The sequence below is a fragment of the Pseudacidovorax sp. genome (genome assembly GCF_017991995.1).
In the GTDB taxonomy this organism is placed as follows: Bacteria; Pseudomonadota; Gammaproteobacteria; order Burkholderiales; family Burkholderiaceae_C; genus Xenophilus.
Genome location: NZ_JAGOPN010000007.1, coordinates 1 through 24,001, shown reverse-complemented (window position 1 = coordinate 24,001; position 24,001 = coordinate 1). Strand labels below are relative to the sequence as shown.

Genomic DNA, 24,001 nt, shown 5'->3' with positions numbered 1-24,001 from the left:
AAGAGCGGCCCCTCGGCCGCTCCGGGGGTCAGCGCGGCGCCATGCGCAGCGCGCCGTCCAGCCGGATCACCTCGCCATTGAGGTGGCCGTTGGTCACGATGTGGCAGGCCAGCTCGGCGAATTCCGAGGGCTTGCCCAGACGGGGGGGGAAGGGGATGGCGGCCGCCAGCGACTGCTGCACCGGCTCGGGCAGTTCCAGCAGGAGGGGCGTCGCGAAGATGCCGGGCGCCACGGTGCAAACGCGGATGCCGTGCTGCGCAAGGTCGCGCGCCATGGGCAGCGTCATGCCGACCAGACCGCCCTTGGAGGCGCTGTAGGCCTGCTGGCCCACCTGGCCATCGAAGGCAGCCACCGAGGCGGTGAACATCATCACGCCGCGCTCGCCGCCTTCGAGCGCTTCCAGCTTCGCGCAGCGGGCCGCGAAAAGACGGCTCACGTTGTAGGTGCCGATCAGGTTGACCTGGATGACGCGCGCGAAGTCCTCCAGCGGGGCGGCACTGCCGTCCTTGCCGACGATCCGCTTGGCGCTGCCGATGCCGGCCACGTTCATCAGGATGCGGGCCGGGCCGTGGGCTTCGGCCGCGGCGCTCAGGGCCGCGTCGACGCTCGCCGTGTCGGTGATGTCGCAGGCGAAGGCCGTGCCGCCGATGTCGGCGGCGACCTTCTTCGCCTGATCGAGATTGCGGTCCAGCACCGCCACCCGGGCACCCAGCCGGGCGAGTTCGCGGGCCGTGGCTTCGCCCAGTCCGGAGGCGCCACCGGTGACGAGTGCGCTTTGTCCTTCGATCTTCATGACTTCATCTCCTTGTCGGGTCTTGCACCTTCCCCCTTTTGGGGAAGGTGGGGATGGGGGCCCTGGGCGCTGGATGCGTTGCAGCTTTTCGACCGCCGCAGGCCCCCACCCCAGCCCTCCCCCAGTGGGGGAGGGAGCCAATGGCTACTGCCACTGGGGCTTGATGGTGAAAGGCAGCGTGTCGGCGTGCAGGGCCTGCACGGCGGCGTCGCGGTGCTTGAGCACGGCGCGCTGGTTGATTGAGCCCTTGTCGGTGATCTCGCCCTTGTCGATGGAGGGCGGCTCTGCCACCAGCGCGGCCCGGGCGATGCGGTTGGCACTGCCCGTGGCGTCGCCGGCCAGGCGGTCGATCACCTTCTGGAAGTGCAGCTGAACCTCCGGATGCTCCAGCACCGACTTCAGCGGTGCATCGCCCGGCAGCGAGGGAGCCAGCTCGCGCACCGCCTGGGTCGGGAAGATCAGCGCCCCCACTTCCTTCAGGTTGATGCCGGTGAGCACCACGTCCTGCACATAGGGCGCGCCGAACGCGATCACCTTGGCGCGCAGCGGGCCCACGCTCACGAAGGTGCCGGTGGCCAGCTTGAAGTCCTCGGCGATGCGGCCGTCGAAGCGCAGGCCCAGGTGGATGTTTTCGGGGTCGATCCAGGTGACGGCATCACCCGTCTTGAAGAAGCCTTCCTCGTCGAAGGCCTCGTGCGTGGCCTCGGGCATGCGCCAGTAGCCGGGCGTGACGTTGGGACCGCGGTAGCGGATCTCGATCTTGCCGTCGGTGGGCACCAGCTTGATCTCCATGCCTGCGGTGGGCAGGCCCAGGTCGCCGGTGCGCACTTCGGGACGGGTGATGTACAGGCCGAAGGGGCCGGACTCGGTCATGCCCAGGCCCGTGCCCATCACCAGCCGTTCGCCGATCTCGGCCTCCTGCAGGCGGTGAAGCTGGTCCCACACGGCTTGCGGCAGCGCGGCGCCGGCGTAGAAGAACATGCGGCAGCGCGACAGCAGCTTCTTGCGCAGCACCGGGTCTTCCTCCATCGCGTTGGCGATGTACTCGAAGCCGGTGGGCACGTTGAAGTAGACCGTGGGCGCGATCTCGCGCAGGTTGCGCAGCGTTTCGGCGATGCCTGCGGGCGTGGGCTTGCCGTCGTCGATGTACAGCGTGCCGCCGTTGTCCAGCACGATGCCGACGTTGTGGTTGCCGCCGAAGGTGTGGTTCCAGGGCAGCCAGTCGACCAGCACCGGCGGCTCCTCGCCCAGCGCGGGGATGGAGGCGCGCAGCTGCTGCTGGTTGGCGCACCACATGCGGTGCGTGTTGATGACCGCCTTGGGGTTCTTGGTGGAGCCCGAAGTGAACAGGAACTTGGTGATGGTGCCCGGGTGCGTGCCGTGCATGGCCGCCTCGACGGCAGAGGTGGGCTCGGTGGCCAGCAGCTGCGACAGCGGCGTGACCGTGCGGCCTTCCAGCGCGCCGCCGCCCAGCACCACCTCGGTGTCGGCCGGCACCACGGCGGCGATGGCGGCGGCGTAGCGCGTATCGCTGGCGAACACCAGTCCGGGCGTGAGCGTGCCGATCACATGGCGCAGCTTGTCGTAGTCCTTGCTGACCAGCGAGTAGGGCGGCGACACCGGGCAGTGCGGAATGCCGACATAGAGTGCGCCCAGCGCCAGCAGCAGGTGCTCGATGCTGTTCTCGCTGAGGATGGCGACCGGCCGGTCTTCGCTCAGGCCGCGGTCCAGCAGCGCCTGGCCGATGGCACGGACCTTGGCCAGTGCCTCGCGATAGCTGATGCGGATCCAGTCGCCGGTGCTGCCGTCGGCATTGCGCGCGCGGCGGGCCACGAAGGTCCGGTCGGGCGCCATGGCGGCCCAGTACACCAGGCGGTCCGTCATGCGGTGGGCATGGTGGCCCAGCGGCTTGTCGGCCTGCAGGTATTGCACGCCGCCTTCGGCCTCGCGCAGCACGGCGCGGGTGATGCCGAATTCGAGCGCGCGGTAGCGGGCGGCGGGCGCTGCAGTTTGGGCTGCGGGCATGTCGAGTGTCTCCAGCATGTTCTTGTCCTCCGGTGCCTGGGCCTCAGCCCTTGCTGACCTTGGCGGCCTTGCCTTCGAGGAAGGCGCGCACGCGGGCCTTGGCCTCGGGCGCGTCCTGCACGATGCCGGACATCAAGGCCTCGGTGAAGAAACCGTGGTCGGCGTTCTGCTCGGCGATGCGGGGCAGGGCGTGCATGAGCGCATAGTTGGTCAGCGGCGCGTTGGTGGCGATGCGGCGGGCCAGCTCGACAGCCTTGTCCAGCGCGGCACCTTCGGGCACCAGGTACTGCGCGAAGCCGGCGCGCTCGCCGTCCTCGGCGTTGTAGACGCGGCCGGTCATCATCATGTCGGTCATGCGGGCCACCCCGATCAGGCGCGGGATGCGCACCGAGCCGCCGCCGCCCACGAAGATGCCGCGCGTGCCTTCGGGCAGCGCGTAGAAGGTGCTGGCATCGGCCACGCGGATGTGGCAGGCGCTGGCCAGTTCCAGGCCGCCACCCACCACGGCGCCGTGCAGCGCCGCGACGACGGGCACGGGGCCGTGCTGCACCAGCTCCAGCGCGGCATGCCACATGCGGGAATGGCGCAGGCCGCCACCGGCATCGCGCTCGCTGATTTCGGACAGGTCGAGGCCGGCGCAGAAGTGCGGACCTTCTCCGTCGATCACGGCCGCACGCACGGTGTCGGGCAGGCTCTCGAAGGTATTGCGCAGCGCCAGGATGAGGCCGTCGTTGAGCGCGTTGCGCTTGGCAGGGCGCGTGAGGCGGACGATGGCGATGTCGCCCTGGATGTCGAGGCTGAGGTCCTGATGAGTCATGATTGCGTTCGGAAGTTGGATCGATTATGGTTATCCAAAATAATCAATTCAACGGCCCTGAACGGCCAACTCATCAGTACTTACCCGAACGGAGACGCGCCTCATGGACATCGCGAACCTCAGCGCCATCGACATCCACACCCACGCCGAGATCAGCTGCTGGAACCCCTTCGACAACTACGGCGAGGAATACGACCGCGCGGCGGACAAGTACTTCCGCTCCAGCCGCCGCCCCACCATCCAGGAGAGCATCGACTACTACCGCGAGCGCAAGATCGGGCTGGTGATGTTCGGCGTGGACAGCGAGTCCAACCTGGGCCGCCGCCGCATCCCGAACGAGGAGATCGCCGAGGCGGCGCAGAAGAACAGCGACATCATGATCGCCTTCGGCAGCGTCGATCCGCACAAGGGCAAGATGGGGGCGCGCGAGGTGCGCCGGCTGATCGAGGAGCATGGCGTCAAGGGCTTCAAGTTCCATCCGACGGTCCAGGGCTTCCACCCCTACGACCGCATGGCCTGGCCGCTGTACGAGGTGATTGCCGAGCACAAGCTGCCGGCCATCTTTCACACCGGTCACAGTGGCATCGGCTCGGGCATGCGCTGCGGCGGCGGACTGCGGCTGGAGTACAGCAACCCGATGCACCTGGACGACGTCGCCATCGACTTCCCGGACATGCAGATCATCATGGCCCATCCCAGCTTTCCGTGGCAGGACGAGGCGCTGTCGGTGGCCACGCACAAGCCCAATGTCTGGATCGACCTGTCGGGCTGGAGCCCCAAGTATTTTCCGAAGCAGCTGGTGCAGTACGCCAACACGCTGCTGAAGGACCGCATCCTGTTCGGCAGCGACTATCCGTTGATCACGCCCGACCGGTGGATGAAGGACTTCCAGGAGGCCGGCTTCAAGCCGGAGGTGATGCCGGGCATCCTGAAGGACAACGCGGTGCGTCTGCTCGGGCTGAAGTGATCGGCAGGCGCGTCACGGCCGGTCGGCGCTGCCGGCCTGCTGCGTCGCGCCGCCTTGGGCCTCGTGCCGCACGCCCCACGAGTCGCGGGCCCGTCGGCGCTCCTCGCGCTCACGGGCCATCTGTTCCTCGAACTGCTGACGGCCTTCCTTGGCCACCGCAATGAGTTTTTTGCGGTCCTTGTAGTGCGGATAGCTGTCTTCCGCGATGCGCATGTTGCGCAGGCGGAACTGCATCGCCGCCTCACTGGCCTCGTGCGCGGGCCAGCCCAGCGTCTCCAGCACCGAGCGCGCACTGCGAAGCGACGACTCGAACAGCTCGCGTTCGGCCAGGGTGATGCCGCGGTCGCGCAACTGGTAGTAGTGCCCCAGGTTGCGGGCGCGGGCGATGATCTCGGCCTGCGGAAAGTGCTCCCGCACCAGGTCGACGATGGCCAGGCAGGTGGCCACCTCGTCCACCGCCACTACGATGGCACGGGCCTGGCCGGCGCCTGCGATGCGCAGCAGATCGAGTCGCGTCGCGTCGCCATAGAACACGCGGAAACCGAACTCCCGCAGGCCTTGCACCGTGTCGGGATCATGGTCCAGCACCGTCACCGGCATGCCCTGCGACAGCAGCACGCGTCCGACGATCTGGCCGTAGCGGCCGAAGCCGCAGATCAGCACCTGCGCTTCCTGCGGCTCGGAGATCTCCTCCACCTGCGCCCGGATCTGCGGGTCGGGAATGAGGCGGTCGAAGAGCACCAGCAGCAGCGGCGACAGCAGCATCGACAGCGCCACCGCGCCGATCAGCAGCGACGAGGTTTCGGGCGCCAGCACCTGCGCGCCGACGGCCGCCTGGAAGACGACGAAGGCGAACTCGCCACCCTGCGCCAGCAGCAGCGTGAACACCGGCCGCTCGCGCGCCGGCAGCCCCATGGCGCGCGCCAGCCCCAGGATCACGCCGAACTTGAGCGCCATGAAGCCCACCACCAGCGCGGCCATCAGCAGCGGCTGGGCCAGCAGCACGCGGAAGTCGATGCTCATGCCCACGGCGATGAAGAACAGGCCAAGCAGCAGGCCCTTGAAAGGCTCGATGTCGGTCTCCAGCTCACGGCGGTATTCGCTCTCGGCCAGCAGCACGCCGGCCAGGAAGGCGCCCAGCGCCATCGACAGGCCCACGAACTGCATCAGCGCCGCGATGGCCACCACCAGCAGCAGCGAGGCCGCGGTGAAGATCTCGGGCGTGTTGCTGCGGGCGATCCAGCGCAGGATCGGCCGCAGCGCCAGCCGGCCGCCCAGCACGATGCCCCCCACCACGCCGATGATCTTGGCGGCTTCGAGCGCGCGGGCCGTGGCGTCCAGCGGCGCGTCGGCCGGTCCGCTGGCCAGCACCGGCAGCAAGGCCAGGATGGGAATGGCGGCGACGTCCTGGAACAGCAGGATCGAGAAACCCGCCTGGCCGCTGGCCGTCTTGAGCAGCTTGCGCTCGCCGAAGACCTGCAGCGCGATGGCCGTGGAGGAGAGCGCCAGCCCCAGCGCCGCCACCAGTGACACCCGCCAGGGCGCGCCGGCCGCGCAACCCACCGCGAAGAGCACCACGGCGCAGCCCAGCACCTGGGCGCTGCCCCAGCCGAAGATGGGCCGGCGCAGCAGCCAGAGCCGGCGCGGCTCCAGTTCCAGCCCCACCAGGAAAAGCATCAGCACCACGCCGAACTCGGCGAAGTGCAGCACCTCCTCGACGCTGGACACCAGCCCGAGGCCGGCCGGGCCGATGGCGATGCCGGCCACCAGGTAGCCGATGATGGCGCCCAGGCCGAGCGCGCGCGAAAGCGGCACGACCAGCACGGCGGCGCCGAGGTAGATCAGGCTGTTGGTCAGCCAGGCGGGTGCGTGTTCCATGCTCAGCGCACCCCCTGGGCCTGGGGTCGGTCGCCCGCAGGCACCAGGCATTCGGGGCAGTCCTCCAGCTCCGCCAGTTCGGGCCAGTCCGGATAGCTGCTCAGGCGCTGGGCGAAGACCTCCACATGCGCCGCGAGTTCGGGCTCGGGCACGCGCCGGGCATCGTGCAGCAGCAGCGGCGGCAGGAAGCGCATGCCGCACAGGGCCGCCGTCTGTTCGTAGGGCGGCAGGAAGGCGTCGAAGAAATAGCGGTTGTAGCCTGCGGGGTGGTAGCTGTCCTGGGCGCCGCCGGTGCTGGCCACCAGCCACATCGACTTGCCGCGCAGTGCATGGCCACCGGGGCCGTACGCCCAGCCGTAGCCCAGGACCTCGTCCAGCCACAGCTTCTGCAGGGGCGGCATGCTGTACCACTGGATCGGATGCATCAGCACCACCAGCTCGGCGGCGTCCAGTCGCCGCTGCTCGGTCGCCACATCGATGGCGTAGTCGGGGTAGGTGGCGTACAGGTCGTTGACCTGCACGTGTGGAAGACCCAGGGCGGCGTCGCGCAGGCGCCGGTTGGCCCGGGATTCCCGCCAGTGGGGATGCGCCGCCAGCACATAGACCGCGGCCGCGTCAGGCTCGCTGGAGGGGGCGCCGGATGTTGAGGTTGGAATGGTCGGCATGGCGGCGACCATAGCGCAAACGCGTGTCGGCCTGCCGGCATCGGCTGGGCCTACCATGCAGCCTGGTTCAACGCCAGGAGCGCTGCATGCCGGTGGTTCTCGTCGCCAATCCGAAGGGTGGGTCGGGCAAGTCGACGCTTGCGACCCACATCGCGGGCTATTTCGCGAGCCGGGGCCATCCGGTCATGCTGGGCGACGTGGATCGGCAGCAGTCCTCGCGGCTCTGGCTCTCGCTGCGGCCGGCGCAGGCCGTCGGCATCCGCGGCTGGGAGGCGCAGGGGCAGGGCAGCATCGTGCGTCCACCCGCGGGGACAACCCACGCCGTGCTGGACACGCCGGCCGGATTGCATGGCTGGCGTTTCAAGGAAGTGCTGGCGCTGGCAGACAAGGTGGTCGTGCCCGTGCAGCCCAGCCTGTTCGACATCTTCGCGACCCGCGATTTCCTCGACCGGCTGGCGGAGCGCCTGCCGGGCAAGAGGGCGCCGCGCATCGGCCTGGTGGGCATGCGGGTAGGGGCGCGCACGCTGGCCGCCGAACGGCTGCGCGAATTCGCCATGCAGATGAAGATGCCGCTGGTCACGGAACTGCGCGAGACGCAGAACTATGTGCAGCTCGCGGCCCACGGCCTGACCCTGTTCGACCTTTCGCCCACGCGCTACGAGCGCGACCTGGCGCAGTGGCAGCCGCTGATCCAGTGGCTCGACGATTGACGGCCTGGCGCCAGCCGCTTGCGGGAAAGCACCGACCGCTCCTGTCCCGGCGCAGACAGCAGGGCTGGCGGGCCCGGGGCATCATCCGCCGCATGACCAAGCGCATCTTCCAGACCCTTGCCGACCTGAGCGCCTGCGTCGGCCAGGACATCGCCACCAGTGACTGGACCACCGTGACGCAGGCCCAGGTCAACCAGTTCGCCGAGGCGACGGGCGACCACCAGTGGATCCACGTGGATGTGGAGCGCGCCAAGGCCGGCCCGTTCGGCGCGCCCATCGCTCACGGCTTTCTCACGCTGTCGCTGTTGCCGACCTTCTTCGACACCGCGGTCGAAGTGGTCGAGGCCCGCATGGGGGTCAACTATGGCCTGAATCGCGTGCGCTTCATGTCGCCGGTGCCGGTCGGCAGCCGGTTGCGGGCCCATATCAAGCTGCTGTCGAGCGAAGCCATCGAAGGCGGCGGCTACCAGATGGTCTGGCAGAGCACCATCGAACTCGAAGGCGCCGCGAAGCCCGCCTGCGTGGCCGAGTCGGTGGTGCGGCGCTACCCCTGAAATCAGGGCGCGCCGCGGCGGCTCACAGCGTGCCGACTTCGGCGCAGTTGGCGCAGCCCTCGCGCGCCGTGGCCCGCGCACCGGCCTGGACCACGGCCCGATCCGTGTTGCCGCGCACCTGGAGCACGCCGGTGCTGCCGTTGTTGGGCGTCGGCGCATTGCCGGCCTCTGCCTGCACCTGTGCCCGTGACAGCGTGGACTGGAAGGGGGCCGGCGGGTTGGGCGATATCTCGCCGTCCACGGCATGGGCAGCGCCCGCGGTGAACAGGGTGGCGAGGGCAACGGCGGTGAGCTTGCGGATCATGGGAGGCTTCCTTGGTAAGAGGTGGAGGGATGGCGCTTGGCCGCCGTGAGGCTGCACAGGGGCCTGATCCAGATACGCCCGCGCCCTCTGCCTGGATTCACGTGTAGCCAACGGATACACGTTCCCTGGCGCCGCCCCGACTCAACCTTCCGTGGCGAACCCGTTCTGTCGCCAGGCTTCGAACACCGTCACGGCCACCGCGTTCGACAGGTTGAGGCTGCGCTGGCCCAGCCGCATCGGCAGCTTCAACTGCTGCGGCGGGGCGAAGCGCTCCCGCAGTTCGGGCGCCAGTCCGCGGGTCTCGGCCCCGAACACCAGCCAGTCGCCGGGCTGGAAGGCGACGTCGTGCACCATGCGCGTGCCGCGCGTCGTGAGGGCGAACAGGCGCTCGGGCGCCGGCGCGTGCCGGTCGACCAGCGCCTGCCAACTGGCATGGCGCTCGACGCGGGCGAACTCGTGGTAGTCGAGGCCGGCCCGCCGCAGCAGTCGGTCTTCCATCGAGAAACCGAGCGGCTCCACCAGATGAAGCTCGCAGCCGGTGTTGGCCGCGAGACGGATCACGTTGCCGGTATTGGGCGGGATCTCGGGCTCGACGAGAACGATGCGGAACATGGGACGGTCGACCAGGCAGGGAGGGGCGGCGAGCTTAACCGCCGCTGGATGGCCCCGTGCGACGCGGCGATGGTGCATCCGTCACGCGTCGCCGGGGGCGGGCGTGCGCGCGAGCACCAGGGCCGTCACCTGCGCCGCGCCGGCCTGCCGAAGCACCCGGGCGGCGGCACTCAGTGAGGCGCCGGTGGTCATCACATCGTCGACCAGCAGCACGGCGCGGCCCCGCAGGCCGTGAGCGCGCGCGGGCTCCACCGCGAAGGCCCCCCGCAGGTTGCGCAGCCGGTCGGCCCGGCTCAGGCCCGACTGCGGCAGTGTGTGGACCGGCCGCAGCAGCACGTGGGCATTGCAGCGGCCCGGCGCCAGCCGGCGTGCCAGTTCCAGGGATTGGTTGAAGCCGCGCTCGCGCAGCCGTTCCTGCGACAGCGGCATCGGCAGCACGAGGTCGGCGGCGTCGATCAGGTCCGCCGCCCGTGGGTGGCGGCGCAGCACGGCCGCCAGCGGCGCCGCCCAGCCGGCTTCGCCCGCGAACTTGAAGCGCGAGACGCAGGCGCTCCAGGGCCAGTCGTAGTCGCAGGCGGCGACGCATTCGTCCAGGGGCGGCGGATCGCGCAGGCAGGCACCGCAGACGGGCTGGCCCGGCGGCACCGCCAGTGCGCAGTGCCGGCATCGCGGGACGGGGACGGCGAACTGGTCCAGACAGGCGCGGCAGAGCACCTCGTCCGGCCAGGCCCGGCAGAGCGCGCATTGGCTGGGAAGCAGGTCGAGCAGGGCGCTGAACAGTCGGGCAGCCGGGAGGCGAAGCCGGGTCGGCGCAGAGGTCGGCATCGGCTCAATATACTGGCGCGCCCCTCGCCGACCCCGCCCGCCGCCGTGACGATTCGCACGCGGCGCGCCTCTTCATCGACATGTCTTCTTCTTCCGCATCCCGGCCGCCCACCATCGACCCGGTGGCCGCCCGCCGCTGGGCGCGGCAGGCGCCCGGCGATGCGGCGCCCTGGCTCCACGAGGAAGTGGGCCGGCGGATGGAAGAGCGCCTGCAGTGGATCAAGGCCACGCCGCGGCACTGGGCCGACTGGTCGCCGCTTCGAGGTGGCCTGGAGGTGCATGAGCGGGTGGCGCAGCGCTATCCCCAGGCGGCTGCCTATGTGCAGGAGCCGGAGCCGGCCCTGCACGCCCTCACGGCGGCCGCCTTTGCCGCACCCTGGTGGAGCGCGAAGCGCTGGCGGGGCGGCCGGCCGCAAGTCTTCGGCGCCTTGCCTGAAGGGGGCGTCGACCTGCTGTGGGCCAACATGGGGTTGCACATGGCGCCGGACCCCGAGGTCCTGATCGCCGAATGGCACCGCCGCGTGGCGACCGACGGTTTCCTGATGTTCTCCGGCCTCGGCCCCGACACACTGATGGAACTGCGTTCCGCCTATCGGGCTCGCGGCTGGCCGGAGCCAGCCCATGCCTTCACCGACATGCACGACTGGGGCGACATGCTCGTGCATGCCGGCTTTGCCGAGCCGGTCATGGACATGGAGCGCATCGTGCTGACCTGGGGCACGCCCGAGGCGGCGCTGGCCGAATTGCGCACGCTGGGCCGCAACCTGCATCGGGATCGCTTCCCGGCCCTGCGCGGGCGGCGCTGGCGCGCGCAGATGCTCGACCTGCTGGCCGGCCTGGCGTCCGACGAGCACGGCGGACGCATCGCCCTGACCTTCGAGATCATCTATGGCCATGCCTTCAAGCCGGTTTCGCGGGTGGCGGTCGCCCCGGAAAGCGCCATCGGCCTGAATGACATGCGTCAAATGTTGCGACGCGGCCGCGACGGCGCCTAACCGCTCAGGCGACGCTCGCGAAGGGGCTTCGGGGCAGGGCTTGCCCCGACTGCCGAAACAGGGTGCCACGCTACAATTCTTGAGTGCTTGCGGCCCTGGGACTGGCCCTCGGCTGCAGCGGCACCCCCTCGAAAGAGCCCCTCCCGCCCGTGCCGAATCCCGTGTTTCGCTTCGCCACTGTTTCGGGCCAGAGCATCCACTGGTTCCTGCGGCGCAATTGCTCGATCACGCCCAGCCAGCTCGGGTGGGCCTATGCGTCGTTGTGCGTGGTGTCTCTCGGGATCGCCGGTGTCTTCTGGCTGCAGGGCGCCAAGCTCGTGTTGCCATTCGCCTGGCTGGAACTGGCGGCGGTGGGATTGGCGTTCATGTTCTATGCCCGGCATGCGACGGACGGCGAGCGCATCGCGCTGCAGGACGGTCGGCTCGTGATCGAGCACGAGCATGGCGGCAGCGTCGAGCGGGCTGAATTTCTTCGGCACCAGGTGCGCGTGGAGCCCCAGGCGAGCGACCGCTCGCTGATCGAGGTGTCGGCGCAGGGGCGTTCGGTCTGCGTGGGACGCTATGTGCGTCCCGAGCTTCGGGCCGCACTGGCACGGGAGATCCGCAGCGCGTTGCGCGAAGCCTAGCTTCGCGCGGCGCTGGTGGATGGTGGAGACGGTGGATTGTTTGAAGGTCTGAAAAAAGTGAACACGATGAAGAGCATTTGGACCGTGCCGGCAAGATGGATGCTGGCGGCTGGCGTGGCGTTCAGTGGCGCCGCGCATGCAGTCGAGGATCTGCCGGGCGGCCCGATGGTGCGCCAGCTCAACCTTCCGGTGGGGGCGACGCGCATCTCGGAGGAGCAGCACTTCCTGCACAACGTGCTGTTGCTGCTGTGCTTCGTGATCTTCGTCGGTGTCTTCTCGGTGATGTTCTATTCCATCTGGAAGCATCGGAAGTCCGTGGGCCACAAGGCCGCCAACTTCCATGAGTCCGTGGTGGTCGAGGTGGTCTGGACCATCGTCCCCTTCATCATCGTGATCCTGATGGCCCTGCCTGCCACCAAGATCCTGGTGGCGCAGAAGGACACCACCAACGCCGACCTCACGATCAAGGTGACCGGCTACCAGTGGAAGTGGGGCTACGACTACCTCAAGGGCGAAGGGGAAGGCCTGTCCTTCATCTCCACGCTCGACAGCTCGCACCGTGCCCTGTCCGACGCTGGTGCCAAGGGCGATGTGCCCAACGACTACCTGCTCAAGGTCGACAACCCGCTGGTGGTGCCCGAGAAGCAGAAGATCCGCATCATCACCACGGCCAACGACGTGATCCACGCGTTCGCCGTGCCGCAGTTCGGCATCAAGCAGGACGCGATTCCCGGCTTCGTGCGCGACACCTGGTTCCGCGCCGAGCGAACTGGCGATTTCTATGGTCAATGCCAGGAATTGTGTGGAAAGGAGCATGCGTACATGCCGATCCACGTCAAGGTCCTGTCCGCTGCCGATTACACCGCGTGGGTCGACACCAAGAAGAAGGAAGCCGCCGCCAAGCAGGACGACCCCAACAAGGTCTGGACGCTGCCCGACATCCTGGCCCGCGGCGAGCGCGTGTACGCCGCCAACTGCGCGGCCTGCCACCAGGCCAACGGCAAGGGCGCCGGCCCCATCAAGCCCCTCGACGGGTCCGCCGTGGTGCTCGACGCCGACCACACGAAGCAGATCCATGTGCTGCTCAACGGCCAGAACAACGGCGCCATGCCGTCGTGGAAGCAACTGTCCGATACCGATATCGCGGCAGTCGTCTCCTACACCAAGAACAGCTGGTCCAACAAGACAGGCCAGCTCGTGCAGCCGGCCGAGGTGCTGGCACAGCGCGGCAAGTGATGCCGGCGCCATTGCAGTCCCTCCGAGAGTCAGCCAAGGAATAACGACATGAGCGCAGTCCTCGACCCGCATGGCCACACCGCCCACGGTGGCGATGTGCACGACGAACACCACGACCACCCGCACGGCTGGCGCCGCTGGATGTTCGCCACCAACCACAAGGACATCGGCACGCTGTACCTGCTGTTCTCCTTCACCATGCTGATGATCGGCGGCATCCTGGCGCTGCTCATCCGCGCCGAGTTGTTCCAGCCCGGCCTGCAGTTGGTGAATCCCGAGCTGTTCAATCAGTTCACCACCATGCACGGCATCATCATGGTGTTCGGCGCGATCATGCCGGCCTTCGTGGGCTTCGCGAACTGGATGATCCCGCTGCAGATCGGCGCCAGCGACATGGCCTTTGCGCGGATGAACAACTTCAGCTTCTGGCTGATGATTCCCGCCGCCCTCATGCTCGTGGGCTCCTTCTTCCTGCCGGGCGGCGCACCGGCAGCGGGCTGGACGCTCTATGCACCGCTCACGCTGCAGATGGGCCCCTCCATGGATGCCGGCATCTTCGCGATGCACATCCTGGGTGCCTCGTCGATCATGGGCTCGATCAACATCATCGTGACCATCCTCAACATGCGTGCCCCCGGCATGACGCTGATGAAGATGCCGATGTTCTGCTGGACCTGGCTGATCACCGCCTACCTGCTGATCGCCGTCATGCCCGTGCTGGCCGGCGCCATCACCATGACGCTGACCGACCGGCACTTCGGCACGCACTTCTTCAACCCCGCCGGCGGTGGCGACCCGGTGATGTACCAGCACATCTTCTGGTTCTTCGGTCACCCCGAGGTCTACATCATGATCCTGCCGGCCTTCGGCATCATCAGCCAGATCGTGCCGGCCTTCGCGCGCAAGAAGCTCTTCGGCTATGCCTCGATGGTGTACGCCACCAGCTCGATCGCCATCCTGTCCTTCATCGTGTGGGCCCACCACATGTTCACCACCGGCATGCCGGTGACGGGCCAGCTGTTCTTCATGTACGCGACCATGTTGATCGCGGTGCCGACGGCCGTGAAGATCTTCAACTGGATCGCGACCATGTGGCAGGGCTCGATGACCTTCGAGACGCCGATGCTCTTCGCCGTGGGCTTCATCTTCGTGTTCACCATGGGCGGCTTCACCGGCCTGATCCTGGCCGTGGCGCCCATCGACATCCAGCTGCAGGACACCTATTACGTGGTGGCGCACTTCCACTACGTGCTGGTGGCCGGCTCGCTCTACGCCATGTTCGCTGGCGTGTACTACTGGCTGCCCAAGTGGACCGGCGTGATGTACGACGAGGCGCGGGGCAAGCTGCACTTCTGGTGGTCGCTGATCTCGTTCAACGTCACCTTCTTCCCGATGCACTTCCTGGGTCTTGCGGGGATGCCGCGTCGCTATGCGGACTATCCGATGCAGTTCGCCGACTTCAACGCCATCGCCTCGGTCGGTGCCTTTGCCTTCGGCCTGGCGCAGGTGTACTTCTTCCTCTTCGTCGTGCTGCCCGCCATGCGAGGCAAGGGCGAGCCTGCGCCCCAGAAGCCCTGGGAAGGCGCCGAAGGCCTGGAGTGGGAAGTGCCGTCGCCAGCGCCATTCCATACCTTCGAGAACCCGCCCCGCCTGGACGCCACCGCGACCAAGGTGATCGGCTGAGGCTGAACACGTGTCCCCAGCTGCCATGACGCCCGACCAGAAGAAGAACAACCGCCGCATGGGCCTGACGTTGGCCTCCATCGCGGTGCTGTTCTTCATCGGCTTCATCATCCGGATGGCCTGGCTGGGCCACTGAGGATCTTCCATGGCCCTGCACTTTGCCCGGCGCCTGCGCCGCGAGAACCTCCAGATGGTGGGCAAGCTCGCGATCGTGGTGGCGGGCATGTTCGCCTTCGGCTATGCGCTGGTGCCGCTGTACCGTGCCATCTGCGAGGTCACGGGCATCAATGTGCTGGCCCGGTCCGAACTCGACGTGCCGGGTGGCGCCAAGGGCGGCTCGGCGGTCAAGGTTCCGGCCAATACGCAGGTGGACCTGTCACGCACCATCACGGTGGAGTTCGATGCCAATGCACACGGGCTGTGGGACTTCGCGCCCGCCCAGCGCTCGATGCAGGTCCATCCCGGCGAACTGCATACGGTGATGTACGAGTTCCAGAACGTCCAGAACCGCCGCATGGCTGCACAGGCCGTGCCCAGCTATGCGCCGCAGCAGGCCGCGCCGTACTTCAACAAGCTGGAATGCTTCTGCTTCAACCAGTACACGCTGGACGCCGGTGAGAAGAAGCAGTGGCCCGTGGCCTTCGTGATCGATCCGCGCATCTCCAAGGACGTGAAGACGATCACCCTGTCGTACACCTTCTTCGAGGTCGGCGGCCGTACGCCGCCCGCGCCCACGGCGGCGGCCGGCAACGGGGAGCCGCGCTCGTGACCGCGCCGGAAGATGGCCGCCCGGTGCCCAAGCCGTCGCTGTGGCGCACCATCAAGGCAGTGGCCTGGGGCTTCTTCGGCGTGCGCAAGCACAGCGAGTACCAGGAAGACATTTCGCGCCTGTCACCGCTGCACATCGTGGCGGTGGGCTTCGTCGCGGTGCTGGTGCTCATCGCAGTGCTGCTTGCGCTGGTGAAGTTCGCCGTTTCGACCTGAGCCGACATCCGTTCCCCTGCAACCCACAAGACAGAGATCAAGCCTGAGGAGCAACATGAGTTCGACCACCCACGGCACCGCGCCTTACTACTTCGTGCCGGGCCCATCGCGTCATCCGCTGATGGCCGCCATCGGCCTGTTCTTCGTCATCCTCGGGGCCGGGCAGTGGATCAATGACCATGCATGGGGCGCCTATTCGCTCGCCTTCGGCCTGATCTGGTGGTGGGTGGTGCTCTTCCAGTGGTTCCGTGAAGCGGTGGGAGAAAGCGAGGCCGGCAAGTACAGCGCCAAGATCGACCTCTCGTACCGCTGGAGCATGAGCTGGTTCATCTTCTCGGAGGTGATGTTCTTCGGTGCCTTCTTTACCGCCCTGTGGTGGACCCGCACCCACTCGCTGCCGGCGCTGGGCAGCCTGGACAACGCGCTGCTGTGGCCCGACTTCAGGGCCGTGTGGCCCAGCGTGCAGGCCGGTGCCACTGGCTCGCCCGCCGGCATCGTCGAGCCCTTCCAGACCGTGGGACCCTTCTGGCTGCCCACCATCAACACGGCGCTGCTGCTGTCCTCGGGCGTGACACTCACCATCGCCCACCATGCGCTGCGCGCCGGCCACCGTGCCCAGACCATCCGCTTCATGTGGATCACGGTGCTGCTGGGCGTGATTTTCCTCGGTGTGCAGGGCTACGAGTACTACCACCTCTACACCGAACTCAACCTCAAGCTGAGTTCGGGCGCCTACGGCTCTACCTTCTTCATGCTCACCGGCTTTCACGGCCTGCACGTGTTCGTCGGCATGCTGATGCTGCTGTTCATCACGCTGCGCTTGATGAAGGGCCACTTCACGCCGGAGCGCCACTTCGGCTTCGAGGGCGCGGCCTGGTACTGGCACTTCGTGGACGTGGTCTGGCTTGGCCTGTACGTGCTCGTCTATTGGCTTTGACCGACAAGGCTGCCGAAGGGGCCTCGCTATGATCGAGGTCCAGAAAGCACAAAAGCGCCGCAAGGCGCTTTTTTGTTGTCGTCCGCTGAGGACTCAGCGTCCGGCCGGCAAGCCCGTCGGCTGGATGTAGCCGAGCTTCCAGGCGAGCAGCAGGCACAGGAACAAAACCACCGACAACCCGATCCGAACGGTCAGCGCGCGAGCCATGCCACCCGGCCTGGACTTGCCGTCGCGTCCGCCGGTGAGCATGTGGTACAGCGCCCATGCCAGGCTGCCCAGGATGCCCATGAAGCCCAGGGCCACGAGATATTTCATGAGTTCGATTATGTGCGGCCCTGGCCGCGTTCATTGCCATGCGTGACCGGATGCGGGTTTCCTCTTCCTCGTCGCGCGCGCACCCTGCCGTGCGTTTCTGGATCATCACCCTGGCGGCCCTGCTGGTCGCGGCCACAGCGGTCGCCTTGGGCCGCTGGCAGCTTTCCCGTGCCGCGCAGAAGGAGGCTCTGCAGGCCAGCATCGAGACGCAGCAGGCGTATCCCGCCTTGGCAATGGAAGACTTCCTCGCGGTGGAGCAGCCCACCACCGAGCTCCATCGCAAGGTGCGGTTGCGCGGGCTCTGGCTGCCGACGCAGACGGTCTTCCTCGACAACCGCCAGATGCACGGGCAGCCCGGCTTCTACGTGCTCACGCCCCTCGCCCTGGAGGGCACCACGCAGACGCTGATGGTCCAGCGCGGCTGGGTCCCGCGCAATTTTTCGGACCGCACGCAACTGCCGCCGATCGACACACCCGCCGGCCTGGTGGACATCGAGGCCCGCATCGAACTGCCGCCCGCCAAGCTGCTGCAGTTGGGTGCCGATCCGCCGGCCCAGCCCGCGTCCGCCGCGCAGCCCGGAACCGAAAAGCCCGCAGACGTGGCCCACGCCCGCATCCGGCAGAATCTGGACCTGGAGACTTTCCGCAACGAGACCGGGCTGCCGCTGCGCACCGATTTTTCGCTGCAGCAGGTCGGCCCTGCCTCCGAAGGCCTGCTGCGCGAGTGGCCGGCACCGGCGCTGGGCATCGAAAAGCACTACGGCTACGCCTTCCAGTGGTTCGGGCTCGCCGCCCTGGTGGTCATCCTCTATGTCTGGTTCCAACTCATCGCGCCCCGCCGTCGCCGCTCTCGCTGACGAGCCCCTGGGCCTGACCGTCCATTCCATGCCTTCGCCGGGCGAGGCGTTGGGCATGGGCGCCGACGCCGGCCGACAGCGCAAGCGGGGCCGTTGGCAGATGACGCTGGTTCTGCTGTGCTGCGCGGCACCGGTGATCGCCTCCTACTTCACCTATTACGTGATCCGGCCGCAGAGCCGCAGCGTATTCGGCGAGCTGATCGATCCGCAGCGGCCGCTTCCGCCGATCGACGTCCGCACGGCCGATGGCACCCCGCAGCCGCTCGCCCAGCTCAAGGGCCAGTGGCTGTTGGTGGCGGTGGCCGGCGGCGCGTGCAACGAACTGTGCGAGCAGCAGCTCTACCTGCAGCGCCAGTTGCGGGAGACGCTTGGCCGTGAGAAGGACCGCGTGGATCGGGTCTGGCTGGTGTCTGACGATGCACCCATTCCCCAGCGGCTGAAGGCGGCGCTCGACGGTGCGACGGTGCTGCGCGTGCCCGCAGACACGTTGGGGGGGTGGCTGGCGCCGGCCTCAGGCGCATCGTTGGGCGAGCACCTGTACGTGGTGGACCCGATGGGCAACTGGATGATGCGCTTTCCCGCCCGCATGGACCTCAAGGGCGCGGCCAAGGCCAAGCGCGATCTCGACCGCCTGCTGCGCGCGTCGAGTTCGTGGGACCAGCCGGGGCGGTGATCGACGTGCAGACGCAGGCCCTCTATGACTTCGAACCCGTTGCGCTGCTTCTGCTGGGCGGTGCGCTGCTGGCGCTCGGCCCGGTGCTGTGGGTGTGGCGACGCAACGCCGGCGCGGGCGCGGCGCGCCGCCTGCATGCGCTCACGGTGCTGACGCTCTTCCTCACCTTCGACCTCACGCTGTTCGGCGCCTTCACGCGCCTCACCGATTCCGGTTTGGGCTGCCCCGACTGGCCGGGTTGCTACGGCAATGCCAGCCCCCTGGGCGCGCGCCACGAGATCGCCATGGCGCAGTCGGCCCAGCCGACGGGCCCCGTCACGCATGCCAAGGCCTGGATCGAGATGGTCCACCGCTACCTGGCCACGGGCGTCGGGGCACTCATCGTCACGTTGGCACTGGCGACTTGGTGGGCGCGGCGGCAGCAGCGGCTTCACCAGGGCGGTGAGCCGCAGGTCCTCAGTCCCCTGTGGCCCGCGGCCACGCTGGTGTGGGTGTGCCTGCAGGGCGCGTTCGGTGCCTTCACCGTCACCTGGAAGCTGTTCCCGGCCATCGTCACGCTGCATCTGATGGGCGCCGTCGTGCTGCTGATGCTGCTGTGCATCCAGGCCGTGCGCTACCAGCAGGCGGCCGCGGCCCGGCGGCCGGCCGCCGTCACTTCGTCGTTGCGCGGATGGCTGTGGCTGGGCATGGGCCTGCTGGTCGTGCAGATCGCACTCGGGGGCTGGGTCAGCACCAACTATGCGGTCCTCGCCTGCACCGAGTTCCCGAAGTGCCAGGGCAGCTGGTGGCCCACCATGAATTTCGCCCAGGGCTTCCAGCCCTGGCGCCACCTCGGCATGGATACCGCCGGGGCGCCCATCGAATTCGCCTCGCTCACGGCCATCCACTACACACACCGACTGATGGCTTACGCGGTCTTTGCCGTTCTCATCGTGCTCTTCCTCAAGCTCCGTCATGTTCCCGCATTGCGCACCCAGGCCCGCTGGCTCGGGGGCCTTGCTCTGCTGCAACTGGCCACCGGTCTCGGCAACGTGCTGCTGGGCTGGCCGCTGGCTGCGGCCGTGCTGCACACGGGCGGTGCCGCCGCGCTGGCCACGGTGATGACCTGGGCGCTGTGCGAGAGCCGAGTGCAACGGGGCGGCCTGCCGCAGGCACCGACGCGGCGTCCGGCCTTCGGTCCGCAGGAGGCTCGACCGTGAGCGCGCCAGCCCATCCCGCCCAGATGCCGGCCACCAGCGTGTGGCGGCAGTTCTACGCGCTCACCAAGCCGCGCGTGGTGCAGCTGATCGTGTTCTGCGCCCTCATCGGCATGGTGCTGGCCGTGCCCGAGGTGCCTACGCTGGCAGAGCTGCTGCGCATGGCCGAGGCCTGCCTTGGCATCTGGCTGGTCGCCGGTGCGGCCGCAGCCTTCAACTGCCTGGTCGAGAAGGGCATCGACGCCCGCATGAAGCGCACGGCCTGGCGGCCGACCGCCCGTGGTGAACTCTCCGACCGACAGGCGCTTCTGTTCTCTGCAGCGCTCTGTGCGCTCGGCTCGGCCATCCTGTGGTTCGCGGTCAACCCGCTGACGATGTGGCTCACCTTCGCCACCTTCGTGGGCTATGCCGTGGTCTACACCGTGGTGCTCAAGCCGCTCACGCCGCAGAACATCGTGATCGGCGGTGCCTCCGGCGCGATGCCGCCGGTGTTGGGCTGGGCCGCCATGACGGGCAGCGTCGACCCGGAGGCGCTGATCCTGTTCCTCATCATCTTCCTGTGGACGCCGCCGCACTTCTGGGCGCTGGCGCTTTACCGTGTGGAGGACTACCGCCGCGCCGGCCTGCCGATGCTGCCGGTGACGCACGGCAACGAATACACGCGGCTGCAGATCCTGCTCTACACGCTGATCCTGTTCGCGGCCTGCCTGATGCCGTTCATCTATCGCATGAGCGGCTGGCTCTACCTGCTGGCCGCCATTGCCGTGAGCGTGGGCTTCTGCGGCTATGCCTACGCCTTGCGGCGCCGCTATTCCGACCAACTGGCGCGCAAGACCTTCCGCTTCTCGCTCATCCATCTGAGCGTGCTGTTCGCAGCATTGCTGGTGGACCACTACGTCCTATGACCGACCGATTGCCTTCGCCTTCCTCGACGCTCGCGCATACGTTGCCGGCCCGGCGCCGCGCGCTGCAACTGCTGGGCGCCGGCTGCGCTGCCGTGGCGCTGGGTGCCTGCACCGATCCCAAGCCCAGCTTCCAGGCCGTGGACATAACCGGTGCCGACTATGCCAAGGACTTCCGCCTGACCGACATGAACGGCCGCGAGCGCACCATGGCGGACTTCAAGGGCAAGGCGGTGGTGCTCTTCTTCGGCTACGCACAGTGCCCCGACGTGTGCCCCACCACCATGAGCGAGATGCTCCAGGTGCGGGAGAAGCTGGGTGCCGATGGCCAGCGCGTGCAGGTGCTGTTCGTCACTGTCGATCCGGAGCGCGACACGGCCGAGGTGATGAAGGCCTACATGACCGCCTTCGACCCCAGCTTCCTGGCGCTGATCCCCACGACGGAGCAACTGCCCGCGCTGGCCAAGGACTTCAAGGTCTACTACAAGAAGGTGGAGGGCAAGACGCCCACCAGCTATTCGATGGACCATTCGGCCGCGAGCTTCGTCTACGACCCGCAAGGCCGGCTGCGTCTGTACGCCCGCTACGGCCTGGGCACCGACGCGATGGCCTCGGACCTCAAGACGCTGCTGGCGTCGAGCTGAGCCAGACCGTTGACGGGTGCGCCATCCGCGCGCAAGGTGTGCCGGAGGGCGGACGCCCAATGAAAAACCCGGCTTCGGCCGGGTTTCATTGGTAGCGCGCGGCGAAGCTCAGGCGTATTCGGCCAGCGCCTTCTTCATCTTCTTCATCGCCGCCGACTCGATCTGGCGGATGCGCTCGGCCGACACGCCGTAATCGGCGGCCAACTCGTGCAGCGTCATGCCGCCGGAACCGTCGTCATTCACCTTGAGCCAGCGCTCTTCCACGATGCGGCGGCTGCGCGGGTCCAGCGTCTCCAGCGCGGTCGCGATGCCGTCGGTGGACAGGCGATCGCGCTGGCGCGACTCGAGTTGCGCCGTCGGCTCTTGCGTTGCGTCGGCCAGATAGGCGATGGGGCCGAAAGCCTCGTCGTCGCCGTCCGAAGGCGTCGGGTCCAGCATCACGTCACCACCCGACAGGCGGGTTTCCATCTCCACGACTTCTTCGCGCTTGACGTTCAGGTGCTCGGCCACCAGGCCGATCTCCTCGCTGTTGAGGGTTTCCCGATGCGTGTCGGCATCAACCGCCTCGGCCTTGAAACCCTGCTTGAGCGACCGCAGGTTGAAGAACAGCTTGCGCTGGGCCTTGGTGGTCGCCACCTTCACCATGCGCCAGTTCTTGAGGATGTACTCGTGAATCTCGGCCTTGATCCAGTGGATCGCGTAGCTCACTAGCCGCACGCCCTGGTCTGGATCGAAGCGGCGGACGGCCTTCATCAGGCCGATGTTGCCTTCCTGGATCAGGTCGCCGTGCGGCAGCCCATAGCCCAGGTATTGGCGGGAAATCGAGATCACCAGACGCAGGTGCGACAGGATCAGCGCACCGGCGGCCTGCAGGTCGCCTTCGTCGCGCAGACGGCGCGCGAAGTTGCGCTCTTCTTCCTGGGAGAGCAGGGGCAGGCGATTGGCCGCCGAGATGTAGGCGTCCAGGTTGCCCAGCGGGGGCACCATCGCCCACGGGTTGGCAACGGCCAGTGACTGCGAAGACACAGCAGACAGGTTGGACATCGGGGTTACTCCTTGCTTGAGGATATTAGCACTCGGGAGGTTGGAGTGCTAACGCCCGGGTGAGTTCCCATCATTCCCGCATAGTCGATAGTTTTTATTGGTAGGACGTGGACGCCGCCGATACGCCGACGCGTCCTGCGCTCGGGCTGAACCCACCTTGGTGGAGTCCATGAGCTCCGCTTCGCCCGAAGGAGAGCACCGACTGGCTGGGTTAGAGCTCGGCTGGTGGCGCTGCGTTCCCGCCGGGGCGGAACGCAGCGCCTTTCCGGCTCAACCCAGCAGGTTGTGGAGCAGGCCCGACACGGCGCCCACGGGGCTGTTCGCCGCACCCGTGGCCGTACCGCTGGACACGGGCTCGGTGGTGCTCGCGACGGTGCCGACCAGGCTGCCCAGCAGCCCGCCGACCGCGCCGTCACCGGAAAGCAGGCCCCCTGCAGAGCCGGCGAGCCCGCCACCCAGCAGCCCGCTGTCTCCGGCGACGGTATCGAGCACGCCAGCCAGCGCGCCGTTGTCGCCCAGAACGCTGTCCAACAGGTCATTGGCGCCGGTGGCCCCGCTCAGCGCACCACCGACCGGCCCGTTACCACCCAGGACGCCGTCCAGCAGATCCCCGCCCGTGACGTTGCCCAGCACGCCGTCGGCGCCTGCAACGGTATCCAGCAGGCCACCGACGATGCCGTCTTCGCCGAGCAGGCCGCCGACGGCGTCGCCGCCTGTCAGGTTGCCGCTGGCGATGCCGCCCAGCAGGCCATCGTCACCCAGCACATTCCCCAGCAGATCGCCCCCCAGGAGTTCGCCGCCGGTCACGCTGCCCAGCAGGCCGCCGTCGCCGGCCACGGTGTCGAGCAGACCGCCCACGATGCCGGTGTCGCCAGCGATGCCGCCGAGCAGGTCACCGCCGGTGAGCCCACCCAGCAGACCGTCCTGGCCCAGCACGCCGCCGAGCAAGTCACCTCCCAGCAGGTCACCCCCAGTGACGCCACCCAGCAGGCCGTCGCTGCCGAGCACGCCGCCCAGCAGGTCGCCGCCGAGTGCACCGTCGGTGATGTTCGCCACGCCGTCGGTCACGTAGTCCACCTGCTGCGTCACGCCGGAGAGGACGTCGTGCACGATGTTCGAGCCCAGCAGCCCTTCGCTCAGCGGCGAGACCAGGCCGTCCACCGCACCGGTGGCCGTGCCCACGACGTCATCCACGGGGTCCAGCACGTTCGGATCGTTGGCCGTGAAGCTGTCGCCCAGCAGCGGCGACAGCGCACCGCTGACCGTGCCGCCCACGTTGTCCACCAGACCCGTGACCGGTGCCAGCGTGTCCGACAGGCCCAGTTCGCCCACCAGGGGCAGGCTGTCCAGGCTGGCGACGGTGTCGGAGACCACGCCCACCGCGGGGTCCAGCAGCTGGTTACCCGTGCCACCGTCGCCCCCGCCGGTCAGGTCGCCAAGGAGGCCTCCCAGCAGGCCATCGTCACCCAGCACGCCACCGAGCAGATCGCCGCCCAGCAAGTCACCACCAGTGAGGCCACCCAGCAGACCGTCCTCGCCCAGCACGCCGCCGAGCAGATCCCCACCCAGCAGGTCACCACCGGCGAGGCCGCCCAGCAGCCCGTCTTCACCCAGCACGCCGCCGCCCAGCAAGTCACCACCAGTGAGGCCACCGAGCAGGCCGTCTTCACCGAGAACGCCGCCGAGCAGGTCTCCGCCGAGGAGCTCGCCTCCCAGCAGGCCGCCCACGACGCCGTTCTCGCCGACCAGACCGCCCACC

General features: G+C 68.1%; 26 protein-coding genes and 1 pseudogene. 16 read left to right on the top strand and 11 right to left on the bottom strand.

Going from position 1 to position 24,001, the window contains the following annotated elements; genetic code table 11:
- Positions 1-28 precede the first annotated feature (28 nt).
- From KBC94_RS11110 to KBC94_RS11100, 3 genes are all read right to left on the bottom strand, one after another.
- Entirely contained in the window at positions 29-793 is a 765-nt protein-coding gene (locus KBC94_RS11110; protein WP_294369962.1) for an SDR family NAD(P)-dependent oxidoreductase, read from the bottom strand.
- A gap of 144 nt (positions 794-937) precedes the next feature.
- Positions 938-2,836, bottom strand: a complete 1,899-nt coding sequence (locus KBC94_RS11105; protein WP_294369961.1) for a feruloyl-CoA synthase — start codon at positions 2,834-2,836, stop codon at positions 938-940.
- A gap of 25 nt (positions 2,837-2,861) precedes the next feature.
- Complete coding sequence (locus KBC94_RS11100) at positions 2,862-3,635, bottom strand: crotonase/enoyl-CoA hydratase family protein (protein ID WP_017760569.1); 774 nt, start codon at positions 3,633-3,635, stop codon at positions 2,862-2,864.
- A gap of 103 nt (positions 3,636-3,738) precedes the next feature.
- Between KBC94_RS11100 and KBC94_RS11095 the strand changes: the two genes are divergently transcribed.
- On the top strand, positions 3,739-4,602 hold the full coding sequence (locus tag KBC94_RS11095) for an amidohydrolase family protein (protein ID WP_017760568.1): 864 nt from the start codon (positions 3,739-3,741) through the stop codon (positions 4,600-4,602).
- A gap of 12 nt (positions 4,603-4,614) precedes the next feature.
- On the opposite strand, the gene kefC is transcribed toward KBC94_RS11095, so the two are convergent.
- Together kefC and KBC94_RS11085 are read right to left on the bottom strand one after the other, a co-directional pair.
- Complete coding sequence (gene kefC / locus KBC94_RS11090; RefSeq protein ID WP_294369959.1) at positions 4,615-6,480, bottom strand: glutathione-regulated potassium-efflux system protein KefC; 1,866 nt, start codon at positions 6,478-6,480, stop codon at positions 4,615-4,617.
- Positions 6,481-6,482: 2 nt separating this feature from the next.
- The gene (locus KBC94_RS11085) at positions 6,483-7,145 is read right to left on the bottom strand and encodes an NAD(P)H-dependent oxidoreductase (protein ID WP_294369957.1); all 663 of its coding nucleotides are present in this window, start codon (positions 7,143-7,145) and stop codon (positions 6,483-6,485) included.
- 86 nt (positions 7,146-7,231) lie between these two features.
- Between KBC94_RS11085 and KBC94_RS11080 the strand changes: the two genes are divergently transcribed.
- The gene (locus tag KBC94_RS11080) at positions 7,232-7,855 is read left to right on the top strand and encodes a ParA family protein (RefSeq protein ID WP_294369956.1); all 624 of its coding nucleotides are present in this window, start codon (positions 7,232-7,234) and stop codon (positions 7,853-7,855) included.
- Positions 7,856-7,938: 83 nt separating this feature from the next.
- The gene (locus KBC94_RS11075; RefSeq protein WP_043115332.1) at positions 7,939-8,409 is read left to right on the top strand and encodes a MaoC family dehydratase; all 471 of its coding nucleotides are present in this window, start codon (positions 7,939-7,941) and stop codon (positions 8,407-8,409) included.
- 22 nt (positions 8,410-8,431) lie between these two features.
- Here the strand turns inward: KBC94_RS11075 and KBC94_RS11070 are convergent, their stop codons facing one another.
- The 3 genes from KBC94_RS11070 to KBC94_RS11060 form a co-directional block, all read right to left on the bottom strand.
- Complete coding sequence (locus tag KBC94_RS11070; RefSeq protein ID WP_294369952.1) at positions 8,432-8,713, bottom strand: DUF4148 domain-containing protein; 282 nt, start codon at positions 8,711-8,713, stop codon at positions 8,432-8,434.
- Between the two features lie 141 nt (positions 8,714-8,854).
- Positions 8,855-9,325: a tRNA (cytidine(34)-2'-O)-methyltransferase gene (locus KBC94_RS11065; RefSeq protein WP_294369950.1), complete on the bottom strand. Its 471-nt coding sequence runs from the start codon at positions 9,323-9,325 to the stop codon at positions 8,855-8,857.
- Positions 9,326-9,406: 81 nt separating this feature from the next.
- Positions 9,407-10,150, bottom strand: a complete 744-nt coding sequence (locus tag KBC94_RS11060) for a ComF family protein (protein ID WP_294369947.1) — start codon at positions 10,148-10,150, stop codon at positions 9,407-9,409.
- An 80-nt stretch (positions 10,151-10,230) separates the two neighbouring features.
- Between KBC94_RS11060 and KBC94_RS11055 the strand changes: the two genes are divergently transcribed.
- The 8 genes from KBC94_RS11055 to KBC94_RS11020 all read left to right on the top strand — a co-directional run bounded on the left by KBC94_RS11055 (position 10,231) and on the right by KBC94_RS11020 (position 16,611).
- Positions 10,231-11,145 (top strand): biotin synthase, encoded by a 915-nt coding sequence (locus KBC94_RS11055; RefSeq protein ID WP_294369945.1) that lies wholly within the window; start codon positions 10,231-10,233, stop codon positions 11,143-11,145.
- A gap of 149 nt (positions 11,146-11,294) precedes the next feature.
- Positions 11,295-11,771 (top strand): DUF2244 domain-containing protein, encoded by a 477-nt coding sequence (locus KBC94_RS11050; protein WP_043112312.1) that lies wholly within the window; start codon positions 11,295-11,297, stop codon positions 11,769-11,771.
- Between the two features lie 66 nt (positions 11,772-11,837).
- A complete protein-coding gene (gene coxB / locus KBC94_RS11045; RefSeq protein WP_294369939.1) occupies positions 11,838-13,007 on the top strand; it encodes a cytochrome c oxidase subunit II in 1,170 nt (389 codons plus the stop codon).
- 48 nt (positions 13,008-13,055) lie between these two features.
- Positions 13,056-14,690: a cytochrome c oxidase subunit I gene (ctaD, locus tag KBC94_RS11040; RefSeq protein WP_294369937.1), complete on the top strand. Its 1,635-nt coding sequence runs from the start codon at positions 13,056-13,058 to the stop codon at positions 14,688-14,690.
- Between the two features lie 25 nt (positions 14,691-14,715).
- Positions 14,716-14,826: a cytochrome oxidase small assembly protein gene (locus tag KBC94_RS11035; protein WP_294370368.1), complete on the top strand. Its 111-nt coding sequence runs from the start codon at positions 14,716-14,718 to the stop codon at positions 14,824-14,826.
- A 9-nt stretch (positions 14,827-14,835) separates the two neighbouring features.
- On the top strand, positions 14,836-15,459 hold the full coding sequence (locus tag KBC94_RS11030; protein WP_294369934.1) for a cytochrome c oxidase assembly protein: 624 nt from the start codon (positions 14,836-14,838) through the stop codon (positions 15,457-15,459).
- Complete coding sequence (locus tag KBC94_RS11025) at positions 15,456-15,674, top strand: DUF2970 domain-containing protein (protein WP_017761736.1); 219 nt, start codon at positions 15,456-15,458, stop codon at positions 15,672-15,674. The genes KBC94_RS11030 and KBC94_RS11025 overlap by 4 nt, the downstream gene beginning before the upstream one ends.
- Positions 15,675-15,729: 55 nt before the next feature.
- Positions 15,730-16,611: a cytochrome c oxidase subunit 3 gene (locus KBC94_RS11020; protein WP_017761735.1), complete on the top strand. Its 882-nt coding sequence runs from the start codon at positions 15,730-15,732 to the stop codon at positions 16,609-16,611.
- 93 nt (positions 16,612-16,704) lie between these two features.
- On the opposite strand, the gene KBC94_RS11015 is transcribed toward KBC94_RS11020, so the two are convergent.
- Entirely contained in the window at positions 16,705-16,926 is a 222-nt protein-coding gene (locus tag KBC94_RS11015; RefSeq protein ID WP_294369930.1) for a twin transmembrane helix small protein, read from the bottom strand.
- 50 nt (positions 16,927-16,976) lie between these two features.
- On the opposite strand from KBC94_RS11015, the gene KBC94_RS11010 reads away from it, so the two are divergent.
- From KBC94_RS11010 to KBC94_RS10990, 5 genes are read left to right on the top strand one after another with little or no spacing between them, the layout of a single operon-like run.
- Positions 16,977-17,783 (top strand): SURF1 family protein, encoded by an 807-nt coding sequence (locus tag KBC94_RS11010; protein ID WP_017761733.1) that lies wholly within the window; start codon positions 16,977-16,979, stop codon positions 17,781-17,783.
- Positions 17,737-18,456, top strand: coding sequence for a hypothetical protein (locus KBC94_RS11005; RefSeq protein ID WP_294369927.1), 720 nt, complete (start codon positions 17,737-17,739; stop codon positions 18,454-18,456). The genes KBC94_RS11010 and KBC94_RS11005 overlap by 47 nt, the downstream gene beginning before the upstream one ends.
- Positions 18,456-19,655, top strand: a complete 1,200-nt coding sequence (locus KBC94_RS11000) for a heme A synthase (RefSeq protein WP_294370367.1) — start codon at positions 18,456-18,458, stop codon at positions 19,653-19,655. Before KBC94_RS11005 ends, KBC94_RS11000 begins: the two co-directional genes overlap by 1 nt.
- 23 nt (positions 19,656-19,678) lie before the next feature.
- Positions 19,679-20,557: a heme o synthase gene (cyoE, locus tag KBC94_RS10995; RefSeq protein WP_294370366.1), complete on the top strand. Its 879-nt coding sequence runs from the start codon at positions 19,679-19,681 to the stop codon at positions 20,555-20,557.
- Positions 20,554-21,198 (top strand): SCO family protein, encoded by a 645-nt coding sequence (locus tag KBC94_RS10990; RefSeq protein ID WP_294369923.1) that lies wholly within the window; start codon positions 20,554-20,556, stop codon positions 21,196-21,198. The genes cyoE and KBC94_RS10990 overlap by 4 nt, the downstream gene beginning before the upstream one ends.
- 108 nt (positions 21,199-21,306) lie before the next feature.
- On the opposite strand, the gene rpoH is transcribed toward KBC94_RS10990, so the two are convergent.
- Together rpoH and KBC94_RS10980 are read right to left on the bottom strand one after the other, a co-directional pair.
- Entirely contained in the window at positions 21,307-22,242 is a 936-nt protein-coding gene (gene rpoH, locus KBC94_RS10985; protein ID WP_017761728.1) for an RNA polymerase sigma factor RpoH, read from the bottom strand.
- 270 nt (positions 22,243-22,512) lie between these two features.
- Positions 22,513-24,001, bottom strand: a pseudogene (locus KBC94_RS10980) (hypothetical protein); the annotation flags it as partial.